Annotated in this window: 18 protein-coding genes; 12 read left to right on the top strand and 6 right to left on the bottom strand. The window is 46.9% G+C overall.

Features of this window, described 5'->3' with window-relative positions:
* Positions 1–83 precede the first annotated feature (83 nt).
* The 3 genes from QT987_RS19155 to QT987_RS19165 form a co-directional block, all read right to left on the bottom strand.
* Positions 84–425, bottom strand: a complete 342-nt coding sequence (locus QT987_RS19155) for a DUF5615 family PIN-like protein (RefSeq protein WP_333242939.1) — start codon at positions 423–425, stop codon at positions 84–86.
* A gap of 3 nt (positions 426–428) precedes the next feature.
* Positions 429–755, bottom strand: coding sequence for a DUF433 domain-containing protein (locus QT987_RS19160; RefSeq protein ID WP_333242943.1), 327 nt, complete (start codon positions 753–755; stop codon positions 429–431).
* Between the two features lie 101 nt (positions 756–856).
* Positions 857–1,069, bottom strand: coding sequence for a DUF433 domain-containing protein (locus tag QT987_RS19165; RefSeq protein WP_333242946.1), 213 nt, complete (start codon positions 1,067–1,069; stop codon positions 857–859).
* Positions 1,070–1,266: 197 nt separating this feature from the next.
* Here QT987_RS19165 and gltB point away from each other — a divergent pair, with 197 nt between their 5' ends.
* Positions 1,267–5,853, top strand: coding sequence for a glutamate synthase large subunit (gene gltB / locus QT987_RS19170; protein ID WP_333242949.1), 4,587 nt, complete (start codon positions 1,267–1,269; stop codon positions 5,851–5,853).
* A gap of 193 nt (positions 5,854–6,046) precedes the next feature.
* The gene (locus tag QT987_RS19175; protein ID WP_333242952.1) at positions 6,047–6,328 is read left to right on the top strand and encodes a hypothetical protein; all 282 of its coding nucleotides are present in this window, start codon (positions 6,047–6,049) and stop codon (positions 6,326–6,328) included.
* Positions 6,329–6,502: 174 nt separating this feature from the next.
* Here QT987_RS19175 and QT987_RS19180 read toward each other — a convergent pair whose 3' ends face one another.
* The gene (locus QT987_RS19180; RefSeq protein ID WP_333242956.1) at positions 6,503–7,048 is read right to left on the bottom strand and encodes a hypothetical protein; all 546 of its coding nucleotides are present in this window, start codon (positions 7,046–7,048) and stop codon (positions 6,503–6,505) included.
* 431 nt (positions 7,049–7,479) lie between these two features.
* Between QT987_RS19180 and QT987_RS19185 the strand changes: the two genes are divergently transcribed.
* The 7 genes from QT987_RS19185 to QT987_RS19215 all read left to right on the top strand — a co-directional run bounded on the left by QT987_RS19185 (position 7,480) and on the right by QT987_RS19215 (position 10,920).
* Entirely contained in the window at positions 7,480–7,821 is a 342-nt protein-coding gene (locus QT987_RS19185; protein ID WP_333242959.1) for a XisI protein, read from the top strand.
* Between the two features lie 93 nt (positions 7,822–7,914).
* Entirely contained in the window at positions 7,915–8,199 is a 285-nt protein-coding gene (locus tag QT987_RS19190; RefSeq protein ID WP_333242963.1) for a hypothetical protein, read from the top strand.
* Positions 8,189–8,563, top strand: coding sequence for a type II toxin-antitoxin system RelE/ParE family toxin (locus QT987_RS19195; RefSeq protein WP_333242966.1), 375 nt, complete (start codon positions 8,189–8,191; stop codon positions 8,561–8,563). The genes QT987_RS19190 and QT987_RS19195 overlap by 11 nt, the downstream gene beginning before the upstream one ends.
* On the top strand, positions 8,560–8,808 hold the full coding sequence (locus tag QT987_RS19200) for a DUF4926 domain-containing protein (RefSeq protein WP_333242969.1): 249 nt from the start codon (positions 8,560–8,562) through the stop codon (positions 8,806–8,808). The genes QT987_RS19195 and QT987_RS19200 overlap by 4 nt, the downstream gene beginning before the upstream one ends.
* Before the next feature lie 134 nt (positions 8,809–8,942).
* Positions 8,943–9,512: a hypothetical protein gene (locus QT987_RS19205; protein WP_333242971.1), complete on the top strand. Its 570-nt coding sequence runs from the start codon at positions 8,943–8,945 to the stop codon at positions 9,510–9,512.
* Positions 9,509–9,898 carry a hypothetical protein gene (locus tag QT987_RS19210; protein WP_333242973.1) on the top strand — a complete coding sequence of 130 codons (390 nt, stop codon included), beginning with the start codon at positions 9,509–9,511 and terminating at the stop codon, positions 9,896–9,898. Before QT987_RS19205 ends, QT987_RS19210 begins: the two co-directional genes overlap by 4 nt.
* A gap of 467 nt (positions 9,899–10,365) precedes the next feature.
* Positions 10,366–10,920: a GNAT family N-acetyltransferase gene (locus QT987_RS19215; protein WP_333242975.1), complete on the top strand. Its 555-nt coding sequence runs from the start codon at positions 10,366–10,368 to the stop codon at positions 10,918–10,920.
* A gap of 191 nt (positions 10,921–11,111) precedes the next feature.
* On the opposite strand, the gene psbA is transcribed toward QT987_RS19215, so the two are convergent.
* A complete protein-coding gene (gene psbA / locus QT987_RS19220) occupies positions 11,112–12,194 on the bottom strand; it encodes a photosystem II q(b) protein (protein WP_333070606.1) in 1,083 nt (360 codons plus the stop codon).
* A 197-nt stretch (positions 12,195–12,391) separates the two neighbouring features.
* Entirely contained in the window at positions 12,392–14,137 is a 1,746-nt protein-coding gene (locus QT987_RS19225; protein WP_333242978.1) for an alpha/beta hydrolase, read from the bottom strand.
* A 287-nt stretch (positions 14,138–14,424) separates the two neighbouring features.
* Between QT987_RS19225 and QT987_RS19230 the strand changes: the two genes are divergently transcribed.
* From QT987_RS19230 to QT987_RS19240, 3 genes are all read left to right on the top strand, one after another.
* The gene (locus QT987_RS19230; RefSeq protein ID WP_333242994.1) at positions 14,425–15,405 is read left to right on the top strand and encodes an Npun_R2479 family HD domain-containing metalloprotein; all 981 of its coding nucleotides are present in this window, start codon (positions 14,425–14,427) and stop codon (positions 15,403–15,405) included.
* A gap of 400 nt (positions 15,406–15,805) precedes the next feature.
* On the top strand, positions 15,806–18,037 hold the full coding sequence (gene ligA, locus QT987_RS19235) for an NAD-dependent DNA ligase LigA (protein WP_333242982.1): 2,232 nt from the start codon (positions 15,806–15,808) through the stop codon (positions 18,035–18,037).
* A gap of 336 nt (positions 18,038–18,373) precedes the next feature.
* Positions 18,374–18,787, top strand: a complete 414-nt coding sequence (locus QT987_RS19240; protein WP_333242985.1) for a hypothetical protein — start codon at positions 18,374–18,376, stop codon at positions 18,785–18,787.
* Positions 18,788–18,906: the final 119 nt, after the last annotated feature.

Consider the following 18,906-nt stretch of genomic DNA (forward strand, 5'->3'; position numbering starts at 1 on the left):
ACTCGACTTTTGTGGCTAATGCTAATACTTCTCTAAGGTCGATTATAATCTGCTGGGGTAGTTGTTGAGCAATCAGCTTGTTTTCACTGTGGCGGACGAATTACCCGAATCAATTTACCTGTGAGATTTTCCACAGTAGAAATAGCTTCATTAATCAGTGTAGCTTGTCTCTCAATATTCAAATCTTCTTTGCAAATAATGATACCTTTATGATCGGGTTGCAAACGGTGTAGGTGTCTAAAATCATCCCAATTGCGCGTCAAAACAGATCGATTGTGGTTAATAGCAAAAGCTAACACATCTTCATCAGGAATCCCCAGTCCACCATTTCCAGCTTCCTGCACTGTCAAAACATCGTGACCACAAATTCGCAGTAATTCCACGATTACCAGTGGAAAATTTTCATCTGCATAAAGACGCACCATTTGTTAATCTTCCTCATTTCTAGCGATGGCTGCTTCAATTTCCTCTGGGTGTGCCTCAGCATAAGCCCAAGCATTTGCCAAATCTGCTGCACTCAAATGAGGAAAGTCTTGCAAAATTCGCACATCACTTGCACCCAGAAGGCGATAATTTACCATCGACCAAATAGGTATGCGAGTCTTCGCAATTCTAGCATCGCCCCCACACACGCCGGGAGTTATTTCAATTCCTTGCCAGGTATTGCTTAAACTTTGAGCTAATAGCTGTATTGCCTGAGTTTTTTCACTAGGAGTCAAGGCTAAGAGTTGTTTTTCTAATTCTTTCAGTGTCATTTTTTACAATCTCAATCATTATTAATCATCTCTCTCTTCTCTTCCTCTGCGCTCTCTGCGCTCTCTGCGGTAAAAAAAAAATGCCAATATCAATTTATCATCTAATTAGCAACAAACTGTCTTTCAGCCTCTTCCAGCAAGGCGATAACTTGCTCTTTAGTCACAGTTGGAAATCCATCCAAAAAATCATCAATGGATTCTCCGGCTTTTAGATAGTCCAGAAGTGTTTGTACCGGAACCCTCGTAGAAGCAAATACTGGGCTTGGGCCCATAATCTCAGGAGATACGCTAATAATTGAAGAGTCTTTAAGCATAAATCTTTAACCTCCGGGTTCCATAGTTAAGTTATCGGCTTTAACTATTTTTTTACGCTTGATCGAATAAGCTTGGATTTTTTGGTGGGTCTACCCAATTGAGTAGATCCACATATAATACATGATACTAGATCGATCGGCATCCCAGCCTCTACTCTAGATCAACATCTTTTCGCCACTTTGACAGGAGCATCAAAATGAACAGCAACGGACTGCCACAAAAACAAGGCTTGTACGATCCGCAGTTCGAGCACGACGCTTGCGGAGTCGGATTCATCGTACACATGAAGGGTAACAAATCCCACGAAATAGTCGAGCAGGCACTGACAATCCTCTTGAACCTCGACCACCGGGGCGCGTGCGGCTGCGAACCGAACACCGGAGACGGGGCGGGGATTTTGATGCAGGTACCCCACAAGTTTCTCAAGAAAGTAACTGCGGCCCTAAACATCGAACTTCCCGAAGCCGGCGAGTACGGCGTTGGCGCGATTTACTCGTCGCCAAATCGAACTGAACGCGAAAACGGCAAACGCATTTTTGAGGAAATCGCCGCAGAAGAAGGCCAGGAAGTGCTCGGCTGGCGCGATGTTCCCACCGACAACTCGTCCCTCGGCGACACCGCCAAATCTAGCGAACCCTTCATGCAGCAAGTGTTCCTCCGGCGCGCCGCAGGTATTGACGAGGCGGCTTTCGAGCGGAAACTGTACGTCATCCGCAAACGGGCTCACAATGCCATCCGCAGGACGGAAGTAGACCCCTACTGGTATAATTCCACACTCTCCTGCCGGACGATCGTCTACAAGGGTATGTTAATGCCGGTGCAAGTCGGCGATTACTATCCCGAACTGCACGACCCAGACATGGAAAGCGCTCTAGCCCTGGTTCACTCGCGCTTCAGCACCAATACTTTTCCGAGTTGGGAACGATCGCACCCTTACCGCTACATCGCCCACAACGGCGAAATTAACACAATGCGCGGCAACATTAACTGGATGCACGCGCGGCAATCGCTGTTCGAGTCGGAACTATTCGGCGATGACTTAAAGAAAATCCCCAATTTAATCAATATCGAAGGCAGCGACTCGACGATTTTTGACAATGCTTTGGAATTGCTGACTTTGGCCGGGCGTTCTTTGCCGCACGCCGTCATGATGATGATTCCCGAACCTTGGACAGCCCACGAGTCCATGAGTGACGAGAAAAAAGCTTTCTACGAATACCATTCTTGCTTGATGGAACCTTGGGACGGCCCAGCTTCGATCGCATTTACCGATGGTACTTCGATCGGGGCAGTCCTCGATCGCAACGGTTTGCGCCCTTCCCGCTACTGCGTTACCAAAGATGACTTAGTAATTATGGCATCGGAAGCTGGAGTTTTGCCGATCGCCCCAGAACGAATTGTATCAAAAGGTCGCTTGCAACCGGGGCGGATGTTCCTGGTAAATACCGAGGAAGGCCGCATCGTCTCTGACGAGGAAATTAAAACCAAAATCGCCACAGAACACCCGTACCGCCAGTGGATCGACCAGCACATGGTCGAAATCGCCAAACTGAAAGATGCGCCGGCAGTAGCAGAATCTCATCCCGAAACATTGTTGCAGCGGCAAATGGCCTTTGGGTACACCTTTGAAGAACTGCGGTTGCTGTTAGCACCGATGGCGAAAGATGGCGTGGAAGCTGTCGGCGCGATGGGTGCGGATACGCCGCTGGCGGTGCTTTCTAATCGCCCAAAACTGCTTTATGAATACTTCCAGCAGTTGTTTGCTCAAGTTACCAATCCGCCGATCGATTCTATCCGCGAAGAAATTGTAACTTCTGCCGAAACTACGATCGGCGCTGAACGCAATTTGCTCAAACCAGAACCGGAAAGCTGTCATTTGATTGAACTGAAAACGCCAATTCTCAGCAATGAAGAATTAGCTAAGCTCCAACACGTAAATGAGGGCAATTTCAAATCCATCACCGTGCCGATTTTGTTTGACCCCAAAAGCGGTGTAAAAGGTCTCGAACAAGCCTTAGAAGAGGTGTTTGCAGCAGCAGACAGCGCGATCGCCTCCGGGGTGAATATCCTCATTTTGAGCGATCGGGGTATCAGTCCAGACAAAGCCCCAATTCCGGCGCTGCTGGCAGTTGCGGGCCTGCACCACCACTTGATCCGTAAAGGTACGCGCACGCGGGCGGGACTCGTGCTCGAATCCGGCGAACCGAGGGAAGTGCATCACTTTGCGACACTTATTGGATATGGTTGCGGCGCGATTAATCCGTATTTGGCCTTTGAGACGATCGCCGATTCGATCCGCGAAGGATTGCTGCTAAATGTCGAGTACAAAACTGCTTGCAAAAACTACATCAAAGCCGCAACTAAAGGCGTGACGAAAGTTGCCTCAAAAATTGGGATTTCCACAATTCAAAGTTATCGCGGCGCGCAGATTTTTGAGGCGATCGGCTTAAACAAATCCGTAGTCGATAAATACTTTGCTTGGACAGCCTCGCGGATTGAAGGCGTAGACCTCGAAGTCATCGCCCAAGAAGCAATTTTGCGCCATACTCACGCATTCCCCGATCGCCCATCCAGCGGACATACTCTCGATGTTGGCGGCGAATATCAGTGGCGGAAAGAAGGCGAAGCGCATTTGTTTAGTCCGCAGACAATTCACGCGCTGCAAAAGTCGGTGCGCGAGGGCAGTTATACGCTTTTCAAACAGTATTCGGGGCTGGTTAACGAACAAAACCAGCAGCATTTTACCTTGCGCGGTTTGTTGCAATTCAAACAGCGGGAATCGATACCCATTGAGGAAGTTGAGCCGATCGAATCTATTCTCAAACGCTTTAAAACTGGGGCGATGAGTTATGGTTCGATTTCTAAGGAAGCCCACGAATCTTTAGCTGTGGCGATGAACCGCATTGGTGGCAAATCGAACACGGGTGAAGGTGGCGAAGATCCCGATCGCTACACTTGGACGAACGATCGCGGCGACTCGAAAAACAGCGCGATCAAACAAGTTGCTTCCGGCCGTTTCGGCGTTACTAGCTTGTACCTTTCCCAAGCGCGGGAACTGCAAATCAAGATGGCGCAAGGCGCGAAACCCGGTGAAGGCGGACAGTTGCCCGGTAAAAAAGTATACCCGTGGATTGCGAAGGTGCGGAACTCGACTCCGGGTGTGGGTTTGATTTCGCCTCCTCCTCACCACGACATTTATTCGATCGAAGATTTGGCCGAATTGATTCACGACTTGAAAAATTCCAACCGGGAAGCGCGGATTAGCGTCAAACTCGTGTCGGAAGTTGGAGTCGGGACGATCGCGGCCGGGGTTGCGAAAGCCCACGCCGATGTCGTGTTGATTTCCGGCTACGACGGCGGTACCGGCGCTTCGCCGCAGACTTCGATCAAACACGCGGGATTACCTTGGGAATTGGGACTGGCGGAAACTCACCAAACTTTGGTACTCAACAATCTCCGCAGCCGGATTGTCGTGGAAACAGACGGTCAAATGAAAACTGGCCGCGATGTAGTAATTGCTGCTTTGCTTGGCGCTGAGGAATTCGGTTTTGCAACCGCGCCGCTGGTGACATTGGGCTGCATCATGATGCGCGTTTGTCACCTGAACACTTGCCCGGTGGGTGTTGCAACCCAAGACCCGCTGCTGCGGAAAAACTTTACCGGCGACCCAGAGCACACGGTAAACTTTATGACCTTCGTCGCGCAGGAAGTCCGGGAAATTATGGCGCAGTTGGGCTTCCGCACGCTGAATGAAATGGTGGGGCGGACTGATGTTTTGGAACCTCAGCAAGCTGTGGAACACTGGAAGGCTAAGGGTTTGGATTTCTCGAAAATCCTTTATCAGCCGGAAGTTGGGGCGGATGTCGGGCGCTATTGTCAGATGGCGCAGGATCACGGTTTGGAAAAGTCTCTGGACATGAGTGTACTGCTGGATTTGTGCAAAGGTGCGATCGAAAACGGTGAAAAAGTCCACGCCAAGCTGCCGATTACCAATGTCAACCGCGTTGTCGGCACAATTCTCGGCAACGAAATCACCAAACGCAACTGGGAAGGTTTGCCGGATGACACGGTGCACCTGCACTTCCAAGGCAGCGCTGGACAAAGCTTTGGGGCTTTTGTGCCCAAGGGTGTCACCCTGGAGCTCGAAGGCGAAGCTAACGACTATTTGGGCAAAGGGCTCAGCGGCGGCAAGATTATCCTGTATCCGTCGCACGCTTCCACCTTTGTCGCCGAGGAAAACGTGATTGTCGGTAACGTAGTGCTTTACGGCGCGACATCCGGCGAGGTTTTCATCCGAGGGATGGCGGGCGAACGTTTTGGGGTGCGTAACTCCGGCGTTAACGCAGTAGTTGAAGGTGTGGGCGATCACGGTTGCGAGTACATGACTGGCGGCAAAGTTGTAGTTTTGGGCGAAACCGGGCGCAATTTTGCAGCGGGTATGAGTGGCGGTGTTGCTTACATTTTGGATGAGGCGGGGGATTTTGCTACTCGCTGCAATATGTCGATGGTGGATTTGGAAAAACTGGAGGATGTTGAGGAAATTAGCGATTTGCGGCAGATGCTTCAAACTCACGTTGATTTGACTGGAAGTGCGAAGGCATCGAAGGTTCTGGCTGCGTGGGATGAGATGGTGCCGGTGTTTGTGAAGGTGATGCCGAGGGATTACAAGCGGGTGTTGCAGGCTATTGAAAGGGCGATCGCATCGGGTTTAAGCGGTGATGATGCGCTGACGGCTGCGTTTGAAGAAAACGCTCGCGATGTCGCCCGGATTGGCGGCAGCTAGTAAATCCAAGAAACCGGGTTTCTGCGATAATTTTGGCATCGTCACCAGGATTTAGGAAGAAACCCGGTTTCTGACTCCCGCCCACAGATCGCAATATGCCACCTCGCATCGAGACGTTTTTTAAGGTTGGGGGTTGACACCCAGCCAGATTCATGGTACACTTATGGATTAGCAAGTATTCGGAGGGTCTCACATGGTTCAACTCCATGAAACCGAAGCTATAACCTTCATAACCTATTTGACTATTTTATTTCTTAGCAAGTATATATTTAAGTTTGCACCAACTATTTGTGAAACTATCGAAGAAAATCCTACAAAAAGAAATATTAAAAAAATCCTATCGTTCGGCAAGGAGGTGTCTTTTATGATAGGTAAAGCAACTATAGGAGCTAGGACGTTTGGTTTTGTCTTTGAGGTAGTTGAAGTAGTTAAGCTTTGGTTTAAAGGTGATGAGACCCAATTCCTGGACAATTAAATAGATCAGATGATGGTGAGAAGAGCAAGCTCAGCAAGGCCACTTCTCACCATGACATCGAGCCGAGATAGATTGGGGGTAGTTAGTAAATCCAAGAAGCCGGGTTTCTGCGATAATTTTGGCATTTTCACCAGGATTTGGAGAAGAAACCCGGTTTCTGACTCCCCCGGTTTCTCAAGTTGATGTATTACCTAAATTTTGAATAAATTTAGCCACAATATCATTGAACCAACCAGTAACCTCCTTACAAATTTCTATCTCATCATCTGAGATGTCAATGTCAGATGCATTCTTAGGATGAGTAATTCTATGCCTAATTGCAAGAGCGGTTTGAAAATTTTTCCATGTAGTTGTTCCAATTCCAAGTTCAAGCTGCATTCTAAACAGACGGTTAACAACCTTCACTGTAAAACGAAGATTATCGGGAAGCCTCAGAAATTTTGTTTGAATACATGTTTCGCCATTACCTTTTAGACCATAACTTTCATCGGCAAGCATCGCATATTCTGCAATAGTCATTGGCAGAACTCCCTTACGTGATCTTGCTTTAAGGCAAGTTTGCTTAATCACCCAAATTATTCCTTCTATAGAAGCAAAAATGCTGCGGATGTATGCACGCCGAAAAAATTGCGTATTCGGCTCTTTATTAAGCAAAGCCTCTGCTTCTCCAGCATCTTCAAGAAGCTTTAACATTGGCTCTGTTATGTCTCCTAATTTCATTCTGACTTCACCTAGCACCAATCTTTTTGTAGTGTATGACCCGGTGGACTGGCTTACCAGTTCAGCAACTACACGCATACCAATAAATACTGAGCTTCACCATAACCATACTGTTAGAGATAACTTTTAGCAATTCTCTAGCGGAAAACAACAGCCATGAACTTCTGTTTCGCAAATTTTTTTTTCAGCCAGACCCTCACTAACAAATCAGCAAGCTAACTACATATTGATTTACATTTCCGTGACAAACACCTATCTTATCGTATATTACCGAATATTTTATTTTTTGTCAATACCTACTCAAAAAATATTGATGATTTTCCAGTATCTACTACGCTACCTAAAAGTTCTTTTCGCTCGCCAACTCGGTTATACAGACCTACAGTTAGACTTGTTAATAGTTTTGCTGCATAAGTAGAGGAAATTGTACAATGGATAAACTAATCGAGTATCCCCAATTAATCAAACGTATTTTGACCGAGTATGTAGAATTGTGCCGCCATCCTCAACCAGACATCGAGACATTCTTGATTACCGACGAACAAAACGGTCATTACATCTGGATGAATCTTGGCTGGGAAAAGGGCGATCGTATTACCGGTATCACTGTGTACGTTCGGATTCGCGATGGTAAATTCTGGATCGAGGAAGACTGGACAGAAGATGGGATTGCAACGGATTTGGTGCGTGCAGGAGTTCCCAAGGAAGATATTGTATTGGCATTTCACGAGCCTGGAATGCGAGAGTACACAGATTTGGCAGTAGTTTCCTAGTAATTTATCAAACTTTAAATTGCTGTTGACCCACCCGTTTGATATAATGTTGTTACTAGATTGTAGAATAGCAATCAAAAAAAAGGAATAATTATGACCGTCGAACAAGCCATTTTGGAAAATGTGAAGGTCTTATCGCCAGACCAACAACAAGAAGTCTTAGCTTTCATCAAATTCTTGCAGTCCGATAAATGGGAAGATATCTATAAAGGACGCTTCAAAGAACTGCAACAAGAAATTCGTCAAGACACTGACATCGATCCAGATGATGACCCCACTGAAACTGTCATCGAAGGGATTCAGCAAGGCTTCCATGAGGCAATTACCGGACAAACTCTCCCCTTGTCTCAACTGTGGGATGGCATCGATGACAATTGAGCGACAACCGATCCAAATTGAACTCACCCCCCGATTTCAACGAGACTTGCGAACTTTAGGCAAACGCTATCGCAACATTCGCAACGACATTCAGCCTGTAATCGTACAACTTCAAGCGGGGGAACTTCCGGGCGATCGCATTCCGGGGATGGAGTACGAAATTTTCAAAGTCAGAATTAAGAACAGCGACATTCAAAAAGGCAAAAGCGCGGGCTACCGTGCTATTTATTACCTCAAAACTAGCGATTCGATCGTTTTGGTGACTATCTATTCTAAATCAGACCTATCAGATATCGCGGCCGAAACAGTTAGAGAAATTCTAGGCCAATACGAGCAACAATTTCCCGAATCAGAAGAATTATGAACTATCAACTTTATTCTGATGTCATTTTACTGTGCAACCTTCCAGAAGAAGGACTTTATGCCGGCGATATCGGTACGGTTGTAGAACAGCATCACGTTGAAGGACTAGAAACAGGTTATAGCGTTGAGTTTTTCGATCTGTTGGGAAACACTGTAGCAGTTGCGACACTACCTGGAAGTTATTTGCGATCGCCGACAAGTGCAGACAGACCTACAGTTAGACTTGTTAATAGTTTTGCTGCGTAAGTAGAGGAAATAGTACAATCGCGATGATGACCCCAAGTCGAGGAAGGCGATCGTCTAAAAATAGTGGCTATCGACTCAAATTGTCGCAACTGAGAGTAAAATTGAATATCTACTTTCCATAGAGCAACGTCGCTTTGAGCCAGATTCAAATCTTAAACTTACAAAGCCTTAGCCAGGGACTCCCTGCGATTACACCTGCCTTTGGAGCCGCGATCGCAGAAGCAGGTGCGATTTGTCTAACCGATGAAGCTCACCAACCAGGAGTAACACTTAAAGTTGAGGGAGAATTTTCTGCCACATTCAAGATAGATTGGCAGCCAGTCACCGAGCAAACCCGACGATGTTGGAATGACGAAGAATATACTACCGAGCAGGCTGCTTATGGAATCGCATTCCTGTTAATTTTGCAATTAACAAATCTCACAGTCATTGAACGCTCTCGCAAAGGAACTGGATTTGACTATTGGTTAGGAAGTCAAAATTCAGCTACCACACTGCCATTTGAGCGAATGGCTCGGCTAGAGGTTTCTGGAATTCGCAAAGGCAATCAAAGTCAAATCAATACTAGAGTCAAGCTGAAAACTGAACAAACCCGCGCCTCAGACGCACAAGGCTTGCCAGCGTATATCATTGTAGTAGAGTTCAGCCGACCGATTTCTATTATTAGCGCCAAGCAAAATCCTGAAGGAACCGTACTCCAATGAGCCAGATTCAATCGCTCCACAAACAAGCAATGGATTTAGCCGAAGCAGCGGCAGTCGCCCGCTTAAGAGGTGCGTTGGAGTTGGCTGCACAATTGACGCGCCAAGCCTTTGAACAAGAAACTCAGGCCGCAGCCTTAATCGCTAGCGCCCTTGATGCTGAACCCACTCGTTCTGTGCTTCACCGCAGCGCAGCATCTTTAGCGATTGAATGTGGCGAATTACGAATAGCAGAACGTCTAATTGCAACTGCGTTATCTGGCAATCCCCCGGCAGAGATTGCTGAAGAGCTCAAAGATTTATTCATCCAGATTAACTTGAGCCAATATCTGAAACGTCAAGGAATCCACATCGACATTAAGGAACTGCGAGGACTGGTAAATCAATAGCACTCGTCGAGGGTCTAGAAACAGGTTATGGCCTTGAGTTCTTCGATTTGTTGGGAAACATTGTAGCTGTTGCGACGCTACCTGGAAGTTATTTGCGATCGCCCACAAGTGCAGACATACCTACAGTCATGATATTGTCCGAAGGCGATCGCCCCTAAAATATTTACAAAACTCAATCTGGTATGCGCTCTATATCTAGCTGTTAAAATAGATAAACCTGAGCGTTAAAATCGCCAATGTATGACAGCAAAAATACACCTCAGCAACTTGGGTAATTCCTTCGCTTTGCCAATACCGGACTAGGGCGATCGCATCGGGTTTAAGCGGTGATCGTGCGCTGACGGCTGCGTTTGAAGAAAATGCTCGCGATGTCGCTGGGATTGGCGGCAGTTAGGGTTATGGAGTAAAATCCTACTCATGCAGCAAGGGGCTTACAGCCCCTTGTCCGAGTTCCTACAAACTATGCAATGGAATATCTAATTTTTAGAGAAGTCGATCGAGAGGACATACAGGCGATCGTCAATATTCACAATTCTCATGCGCGCGGTCAAAATACGTCGATCGATCGCGGCTTTTTGCTAACACAAATTACTGAAGATGAGATTGTCCAAAGCTTAAATAATTCATGCAGATATTTTGTGGCAGCTAAAACCGATGGGGAAATTCTGGGATTTGTGGCTATATCACAACCCAAAATATCTGATGAAATCTTGGATAAAATTATCTGGAAAGATGAGGATTTTAAGAAAAGAGTCACCAGCGATCGGCATTTTTATCTCGAAAGAGTAGCAACACAGGTAGATTGGATGGGTAGAGGTGTTGCTCGATTTATGTATAAAGAAATTTATCAAGTTTTTCCAAATTCATTTATTTCACTGTTTATTGTTACCCAGCCAATAGCTAATACTCGTTCCCTAATGTTTCACCAAAAACAGGGATTTGAACAAATAGGAACTTTGCAAATTGACCGATTTCTAGATTTAGAAAATTATGAATGTATTGTGATGTTTAAAGAAACTTGAATTTATCATGAGTGAGTCTCCCACGAGAAGCCGACATCAATCCAGCCTAACAGGAATTACCAGAAGCGAGGGACTCGATATAACTTCCTTGGCGGCTGCGATACTTCGCCTCCCCGCAGTAAAAATATTTTTCCCCAAACAAAAAGCGCCCCTATTTCTAGGAGCGCTTTTTGTTAATCAAAAACTAAAAATTAGCCATTGATAGAAGGAGCAACCAAAGCTACTGGAGTGACTTCACTAGCAGCCAAATCAAGCGGGAAGTTGTGAGCGTTGCGCTCGTGCATTACTTCCATACCCAAGTTAGCGCGGTTGATGACATCAGCCCAAGTATTGATGACACGACCTTGAGAGTCGATAATCGATTGGTTGAAGTTGAAACCGTTCAAGTTGAAAGCCATCGTGGAGATACCCAAAGCGGTAAACCAGATGCCAACTACTGGCCATGCACCTAACAAGAAGTGCAAAGAACGGCTGTTGTTGAAAGAAGCGTATTGGAAAATCAAACGACCGAAGTAGCCGTGGGCTGCGACGATGTTGTAGGTTTCTTCTTCTTGACCGAATTTGTAACCGTAGTTTTGCGATTCGGTTTCGGTTGTTTCACGAACCAAGGAAGAGGTAACGAGAGAACCGTGCATGGCGGAGAACAAAGAACCACCGAAGACACCAGCAACTCCCAACATGTGGAAGGGGTGCATCAGGATGTTGTGCTCGGCTTGGAACACGATCATGAAGTTGAATGTGCCGGAGATACCCAAGGGCATACCGTCAGAAAAGCTGCCTTGTCCGATCGGGTAGATCAAGAATACTGCGGTGGCTGCTGCAACTGGTGCAGAGTAAGCGACGCAGATCCAAGGACGCATACCTAAGCGGTAAGACAATTCCCATTCACGACCCATGTAGCAAAATACACCGATCAGGAAGTGGAAAATTACCAATTGGTAAGGGCCACCGTTGTACAACCACTCATCGAGGGAAGCTGCTTCCCAGATTGGGTAGAAGTGAAGACCGATCGCATTAGATGAAGGAACAACAGCACCTGTGATGATGTTGTTACCGTACATCAAGGAACCTGCTACTGGTTCACGGATGCCGTCGATGTCCACTGGAGGGGCAGCGATGAAGGCGATGATGTAGCAGATGGTGGCGCTGAGCAAGGTAGGAATCATCAAGACTCCGAACCAACCTACATAAATGCGGTTGTCGGTGCTTGTGACCCACTCACAAAAGCGTTCCCAGACGTTGGCGCTTTCGCGCTGCTGTAAGGTTGTTGTCATGGTTTTATGATTGCTGTATTTGGTTGTCAATGTTCGGATGATGTTTATATTATTACGCCTATCGTTAAGGTTTGTAAAGGGGTCTGACGACAGTTAAACTGATGAGTGTGATTAGGAAAGCTGATGAGAGGAAAGAGATGGCCCATCGCCCCCGCACGAAAAGAGATGACAGCGTGCACACGCGGCGCACCTCAAGCCTAACGAACGGGAGCTATGGGAGGTGGAGAAGGTAGAGGAACAGGAGCGATCGCAGGTGGAGAGGCAGGGATGCGAGGAGGTGGAGAAATCCTGAACTGCAGGAGTTGCTGGGGGGTGAGCGATCGCAAAATTCTCAGTCCGAGAGTGTCTCTGGAGATGCTTAAAGCGTAGGATGGCTCCAAATACGGGCGGAATTTTGATTTGTTGTTCAAATAGCTTTCCATGAATGCTAGGCTGAGTCCGCTGAGGTAGCGGCGGGCTAAAGCGGGTTCGGGCCCGATCGCCTGTGGTGGTGGCAGAAAGAGGCTTTGAGGGGATTCCTCGATCGTTGAGAAGTGAGTCCCGTTAATCATCAATACGAGATATTTGTTGAGCGATGTCAGCCAGGTGAATGGTTGAATTTGTTCGAGAAAAGCGGGGGCAACAGTATCGGCGCTGCCTGCTATTACCATGACTGGGATTTGGATTTTGCTGAGGTTTGTTTCTCCGAGAATGCTGCTGACGATGGGGTTGATGGCGATCGCAGCTTTGACGCGCGGGTCCGCGAAATTGTACTGGTTGCGCTCTAGGCCGCGGGCGCGGCACTGCAACAGTAGGGAGAGGTTCCAAGTATCGTTTTCGAGTCCGCAATCTTTGTCTAGCTGTGCAAAATTAATCCCCGCCCCGGCTAATGCTAAAGCCGTATAGCCACCGAAAGATTGGCCGATGACGCCGACTCGCTGCAAGTCGAGCTGCCCTTGGTAGGCCGGATCGGTTGTAGAAAGTTTGGTTAAATAATCGAGCAGGTCTTTGATGTCGAGGGGGCGGTTGACAAATTCTGCTGGTTCTGCTACTTCACTGGCTCTGCCTGTTACTAAGTTTTGGATTTGTTGGGCGTTGCTGCCGGAATGTTCGGGGACGGCGACGGCAAAGCCGTAGGAGGCTAGGTGTTTTGCTAAATATTGAAAGGAAATGCGATCGGAACCTAAACCGTGGGAAATTACTACTACTGGGGCCGGTTGGGGGCTGCCCTGTGGTAGGTAAATGTCCATATCAAATGTGCGATTGCGATTTGGACTCGTCAGAGTTACCGATGATTTTTTCCAAGTATAGGGGCCAGGTAGCTGGGGCTGCTGCATTTGGGCGGGCGGTATGGTGGGTTCTAAGGCTGCTTGTGCTTCCGACAACTGGGCGACTCCGGCGATCGTCTGATTGGAACGGTTGATCAGCGATGTCAGCTCGTTGGCGATACCCAAGGCGCGGGCGATGTCAATCCTGATGCCATAGGTGGGGAATTTCCGCAGCACGTTGAGAATTGTCAGGCCTTCTGGATCTGAGGCTGCTAAAATCAGGGCGGCTCGGATGGCATAAAATCCGGGCTGCCGAGCTTTGGTTTGAATTACTCGGCCCAAGCGTTTCAGCAGCACTTCTCCTTGAGGCGTGTAGAGAAATTGGGCGATCGTCACGTGGCTGATTTCAGCCTTCGCTTGCAGGGCGCTGCGAATCTCAGCTAGCTGAGATGCTTTGACGTACTGAGCGAAGCCGTCCAAGTTTGAGTCTATTTTGCCTTCTTTGGCGAAAAGTGCCAGAGATTCGATGGGAACTGATTCTTCTAGTGGCCCGTAAGTTACGTAAATTCGCTCGGCACCCATTGCCGGTGCGGCGGTGCAAACAGCAGTGAATGCACACAATCCTAGGTATTTTTGGGCGATCGAGCGCCGAGTACCCAGGGCAGCAGTGGAGAGACTCCGAAACAGACAGTTCATAAGTTTCAAACCTAGGACTTCTAATAATTAGTCAGTGAAACGATGTAAATTGTTTCACTAACATTTAATACCAAAAAATCGATCTGTTGCTTCGGATGCTTCCGAAATTAGGTTATCTTGGGAAGCATAGCCAAAAGAGCAATTTTCTGACCTGACAAGACTAGCTGAAATTTAAAATTCAACGCCGAGGGGTCAAACCTACTGGAATGCCCATTAATTATTTTTTCAGCAAGGCCAAGATATTTTCGATCGAGTTTGTAACTACAGCCTGAGTGAGAGAATTTATGATGTTCAATGCAACTGCTATCCTGATTGACGCTTTTGTGCAAGAGTTGCAGGCCGGCTACCGTCGCACCTACGGCAAGTACAAGCCTGACTACCCTGAAATTATCGCCTGGGCAGGGACTATGGCTCTGGAAAATATCGCTAATTGCGATGCTCTTTACCACAATGTGGAACACACAATGCTCGTGGCTTTGGTGGGACAAGAGATTCTCCGGGGCAAGCATATTCGGGAAGGCGGAGTGTCGCCGGAAGATTGGCTGCACTACCTGATCTCGCTGCTGTGTCACGATATCGGCTACGTCAAAGGTGTTTGCCGCCAAGACCAAGAAGCTGTGGGACTATATGCTACGGGTATTGACGGGGGCATGGTTTCTGTGCCGATCGGGGCAACTTCTGCCAGTTTAACTCCTTATCATGTCGATCGAGGAAAACTCGTAATTGACGAACGCTTCGGCGGCCACACATTAATTGATGCCGAACAAATCAAGCGCAATATTGAATTGACGCGCTTCCCAGTTCCTGCTAGCGAAACTCATCAAGACAGAAACAATTATTCTGGACTCGCTAGAGCCGCCGATTTGATCGGCCAGTTGAGCGATCCAAATTACCTGCGAAAAATAAGTGCCTTGTTCTACGAATTTGAGGAAGTCGGCACTAATAAAATCTTGGGCTACAAATCTCCGGGAGATTTGCGACAAAATTACGCCAAGTTTTATTGGAATGGAGTTTTTCCCTACATTCCAGCAGCTTTGAACTACTTGGAATTAACCCAAGGAGGCAAACAAATTATTGCCAACCTCTACGCCAATGTATTTCAGGTAGAACACGCTGAACCGCTCGCTTTCACAAAGCCAAACGCTCAAGAATTTACCAAATCCCGCGCCAATAGCAACTTGAACATCGAAAAAGATGGTGATAATCTTCAACCTTCAATGTCCGGGGAAAACAAGAAATTTACCGAGTTTCCCGACTTAAATTTGTGATGGCTTACGCGCTGAATTCTACAGCTATAAAGGCGAGTCAGTGGATTTTAAAATTGAGAATGTGGCCTGACTGGTTTGGCGCAACGTTCGGCGTTCAATCAGTCGAAGGATTTGAAATTTACTCCATAGATGAATCGGGGAGGTTGAACAAGAGTCGAAAATTTTGGCCGACTGGCAACTCCTGTCGGAAAGTAAGTATCCGTTTTTGGGCAGGGTGACAATTAGGATAAGTTTTGATTTTCTAGTTGCTATATCTTGATTTTTAGCTCAAATTGACATTGCTCATCTCCAATCTAAAATCGGTCTGGCAGCACAGAGGTTGCTCGATCCTTTTTTTTGAGCTAAAATGGAGAGTTATAATCAAAAATATAACATCGAAAATCGAAAACCTTAAATCGATATGGCAGCAGAGATTCAGCAGCAAATTCAACAGTTGAGGCAGCAGCTACAGGAAGCTAGCTATGCTTATTATGTTCTCGATGCGCCGATTATGCCAGATGAGGTGTACGATCGACTTTATCGCCAGTTGCAAGAATTAGAATCAGATTATCCTGAATTAATTACTGCGGAAAGTCCGACTCAGCGCGTGGGAGAACAGCCTGCTACTCAATTTTTTAGCGTCAAACACAATATTCCTCTCTACAGTTTGGAAAATGCTTTTAATTTTGAGGAATTTGCTAAATGGCAGGAACGCTGGCAAAGGGTAGCACCTTCCCTAACCCCCGGTCAAGAAGGAAATGCACCCCCCCTAGCCCCCCCTTATCAAGGGGGGGGACAAGAGGGAAATGTACCCCCCCTAACTCCCGGTCAAGAAGGAAATGCACCCCCCCTAACCCCCCCTTATCAAGGGGGGGGACTTGATGGAATAACATCTTCCATTAGCAATAAGGAAAATAGGGAAATTACTCCCCCCTTTAGCAAGGGGGGGTTGGGGGGGGTTTCCTATGTTTGCGAGTTAAAAATTGACGGTTCTGCTTTAGCGTTAACCTATGAAAATGGGATTTTAGTTCGCGGTGCAACGCGGGGAGACGGCATTGCCGGAGAGGAAATTACTCAAAATGTCAAGACTATTCGTTCGATTCCTTTAAAGCTCAATTTAGATAATCCGCCGCCTATTGTGGAAGTGCGCGGAGAAGCTTTTTTGTCTTTAGCTGTGTTTGAGGAAATTAATCGGGAACGGGAAAAAGCGGGGGAACAATTGTTTGCTAATCCTCGCAACGCTGCGGCGGGTACGCTGCGGCAGTTGGATTCTAAAATTGTGGATAAGCGACGGTTGGATTTCTTTGCTTATACTCTGCATTTAGATCAAGGTAACGAGGGTAACACGCAGTGGGATTCGTTGGAGTTGTTGCGAAGAATGGGGTTTAAGGTGAATCCCCATCGCAAAATTTGCTATTCTTTGGATGAGGTTCGCGAGTATTACGAATATTGGGATACAGAGAGGCGGAATTTGCCTTACATGACGGATGGGGTTGTTGTTAAGATTAATTCGGTTTTGCTGCAAAAACAATTGGGTTTTACTCAGAGGTTTCCGCGTTGGGCGATCGCCCTGAAGTATCCCGCGGCGGAAGTCCCTACAATTGTAGAAGCTGTCACCGTACAAGTAGGGAGAACCGGGGCTCTGACTCCTGTAGCGGAACTGAAACCGGTGCATTTGGCGGGGACGACGGTTTCGCGGGCTTCTCTCCATAATAGCGATCGACTTTCCGACCTAAATCTCCATATTGGCGATACTGTGATTGTCAGAAAAGCTGGGGAAATTATACCAGAAGTTGTGCGAGTTTTGCCGGAACTTCGTCCCCAAAATGCTCAACTTTTCCAAATGCCTAGTTGCTGTCCCGAATGCGAACAGCCTGTGGTTCGGGAAAAAGGGGAGGCCGTTACTCGCTGCATCAATACATCTTGTCCAGCAATTTTGAGGGGTTCGCTGATTCATTTTTGCAGCCGGGATGCTCTGGATATTAACGGTGTTGGCGAAAAGTTGGTGCAGCAAATGGTTGATAGCAATCTGGTGCATTCTGCGGCGGATTTGTACGATTTGACTGCGGAAAGATTGATGAGTTTGGAACGCATGGGTAAGAAGTTAGCAGAAAAGTTGGTAAGTGCGATCGCCCAATCGAAAAATCAACCCTATTCGCGCGTACTTTACGGCTTGGGCATCCGCCACGTCGGCAGCGTGAATGCTCAATTGCTGACAGAAAGGTTTGCAAATGTGGAAGAGTTAGCAGCGGTATCGGCGGCATCGATTGAGGGCGTTTACGGCATCGGGCCGGAAATTGCTCAAGCTGTTTATCAGTGGTTTAGAGTGCCGGCGAATCAAAGTTTAATTGCACGGTTGAAAACTGCAGGCTTGCAATTGCAGTCAGAAGTAAAAAATCAGAATTCAGCCAGCACAAATTTACAACTTACAGGCAAAACTTTTGTGCTGACGGGAACTTTGCCCACTTTGAAACGAGATGAAGCTAAAGATTTGATTCAAAAAGCAGGAGGTAAAGTCACAAGTTCTGTGAGTGCTAAAACTGATTATGTAGTTGTCGGAGAAGATGCCGGTTCTAAGTTGGAAAAGGCTCAATCTTTGGGAATCAAACTACTTTCGGAATCTGACTTATTAGAACTGCTATCCAAACCATAAATGATTGGTAAAAGTCAATATATCTCTCTCTTTGCTCTTTCTCTGCGCCCTCTGCGCCCTCTGCGGTTCAAAAAAAAGCTGATTCACTTGAGCCGTTTTCCAAGAACATCGCCAACAATTCTATTGCCATAAGTGCAAAATAGCCGTTCGCGAATTGGGCAATACCTCAAAAGGCATAGAAATCGCGACCGCCCTTGGTGAATGTACATACTTCCCCGGCGGTGCTGCGCCAATCGGTTGTCGGTACAGGCGAGTTTTGCTAAAATTTGATAAAGTTTGCAATAGCGATCGCAACTGCCAGATTAGCCAAGTCCCAGCAATCACAGGAGATACATTATGTCGGAAATTCCAGCAGAACAAGCACAAACAAACTTGCCAACTCCAGAAATAACTACCGAAAGCTCAATTTCTGGGGTGGAAAACGTGAAAAATAGTTTGGGAAACGTCCTAAATAGTTGGAAGTTGAAAGCAGGATTAGCAGTTGCTGTACTGTTTGCAGTGTCGCTATTTGCATTCTACTGGCAGCATAACATTGCAGTCGTAGGTATGAAGAGTTGGGCGGCGCGATCAGGAGCTAACCCGATCGAATGTATGGTAAGAGATACTAATAACGACCAGTATGTCAGTTGCAGTGCCCTCCTCGATCAGCAGATTGTCCCTCTTGAGTGCAGTTCGAGTTTGTTCAATATCGGCTGTCGAGTCAATTACGGAACTGCGGCACCAAATCCGAGACAGATGAACCCTAGATAGAGCATCTGGGGGTTAGAGATGATTGTTTAACGAACAGATTTGCTACTTAAAATATGGGACTTACAAAAAAACTCTCACCGTGAAAATACTCCAACAATAAAAATCGGAAAACTCTTGTT

Origin of the sequence: Microcoleus sp. SVA1B4 (assembly GCF_036700545.1) — a bacterium.
Taxonomy (GTDB): Bacteria; Cyanobacteriota; Cyanobacteriia; order Cyanobacteriales; family Microcoleaceae; genus Microcoleus.

Excerpts from the sequence above, each read along its gene's own strand:
- QT987_RS19155 (WP_333242939.1), bottom strand. The coding sequence starts at position 425 with ATGGTGCGTCTTTATGCAGATGAAAATTTTCCACTGGTAATCGTGGAA.
- QT987_RS19160 (WP_333242943.1), bottom strand. The coding sequence starts at position 755 with ATGACACTGAAAGAATTAGAAAAACAACTCTTAGCCTTGACTCCTAGT.
- QT987_RS19165 (WP_333242946.1), bottom strand. The coding sequence starts at position 1,069 with ATGCTTAAAGACTCTTCAATTATTAGCGTATCTCCTGAGATTATGGGC.
- gltB (WP_333242949.1), top strand. The coding sequence starts at position 1,267 with ATGAACAGCAACGGACTGCCACAAAAACAAGGCTTGTACGATCCGCAG.
- QT987_RS19175 (WP_333242952.1), top strand. The coding sequence starts at position 6,047 with ATGGTTCAACTCCATGAAACCGAAGCTATAACCTTCATAACCTATTTG.
- QT987_RS19180 (WP_333242956.1), bottom strand. The coding sequence starts at position 7,048 with ATGAAATTAGGAGACATAACAGAGCCAATGTTAAAGCTTCTTGAAGAT.
- QT987_RS19185 (WP_333242959.1), top strand. The coding sequence starts at position 7,480 with ATGGATAAACTAATCGAGTATCCCCAATTAATCAAACGTATTTTGACC.
- QT987_RS19190 (WP_333242963.1), top strand. The coding sequence starts at position 7,915 with ATGACCGTCGAACAAGCCATTTTGGAAAATGTGAAGGTCTTATCGCCA.
- QT987_RS19195 (WP_333242966.1), top strand. The coding sequence starts at position 8,189 with ATGACAATTGAGCGACAACCGATCCAAATTGAACTCACCCCCCGATTT.
- QT987_RS19200 (WP_333242969.1), top strand. The coding sequence starts at position 8,560 with ATGAACTATCAACTTTATTCTGATGTCATTTTACTGTGCAACCTTCCA.
- QT987_RS19210 (WP_333242973.1), top strand. The coding sequence starts at position 9,509 with ATGAGCCAGATTCAATCGCTCCACAAACAAGCAATGGATTTAGCCGAA.
- QT987_RS19215 (WP_333242975.1), top strand. The coding sequence starts at position 10,366 with ATGGAATATCTAATTTTTAGAGAAGTCGATCGAGAGGACATACAGGCG.
- psbA (WP_333070606.1), bottom strand. The coding sequence starts at position 12,194 with ATGACAACAACCTTACAGCAGCGCGAAAGCGCCAACGTCTGGGAACGC.
- QT987_RS19225 (WP_333242978.1), bottom strand. The coding sequence starts at position 14,137 with ATGAACTGTCTGTTTCGGAGTCTCTCCACTGCTGCCCTGGGTACTCGG.
- QT987_RS19230 (WP_333242994.1), top strand. The coding sequence starts at position 14,425 with ATGTTCAATGCAACTGCTATCCTGATTGACGCTTTTGTGCAAGAGTTG.
- ligA (WP_333242982.1), top strand. The coding sequence starts at position 15,806 with ATGGCAGCAGAGATTCAGCAGCAAATTCAACAGTTGAGGCAGCAGCTA.
- QT987_RS19240 (WP_333242985.1), top strand. The coding sequence starts at position 18,374 with ATGTCGGAAATTCCAGCAGAACAAGCACAAACAAACTTGCCAACTCCA.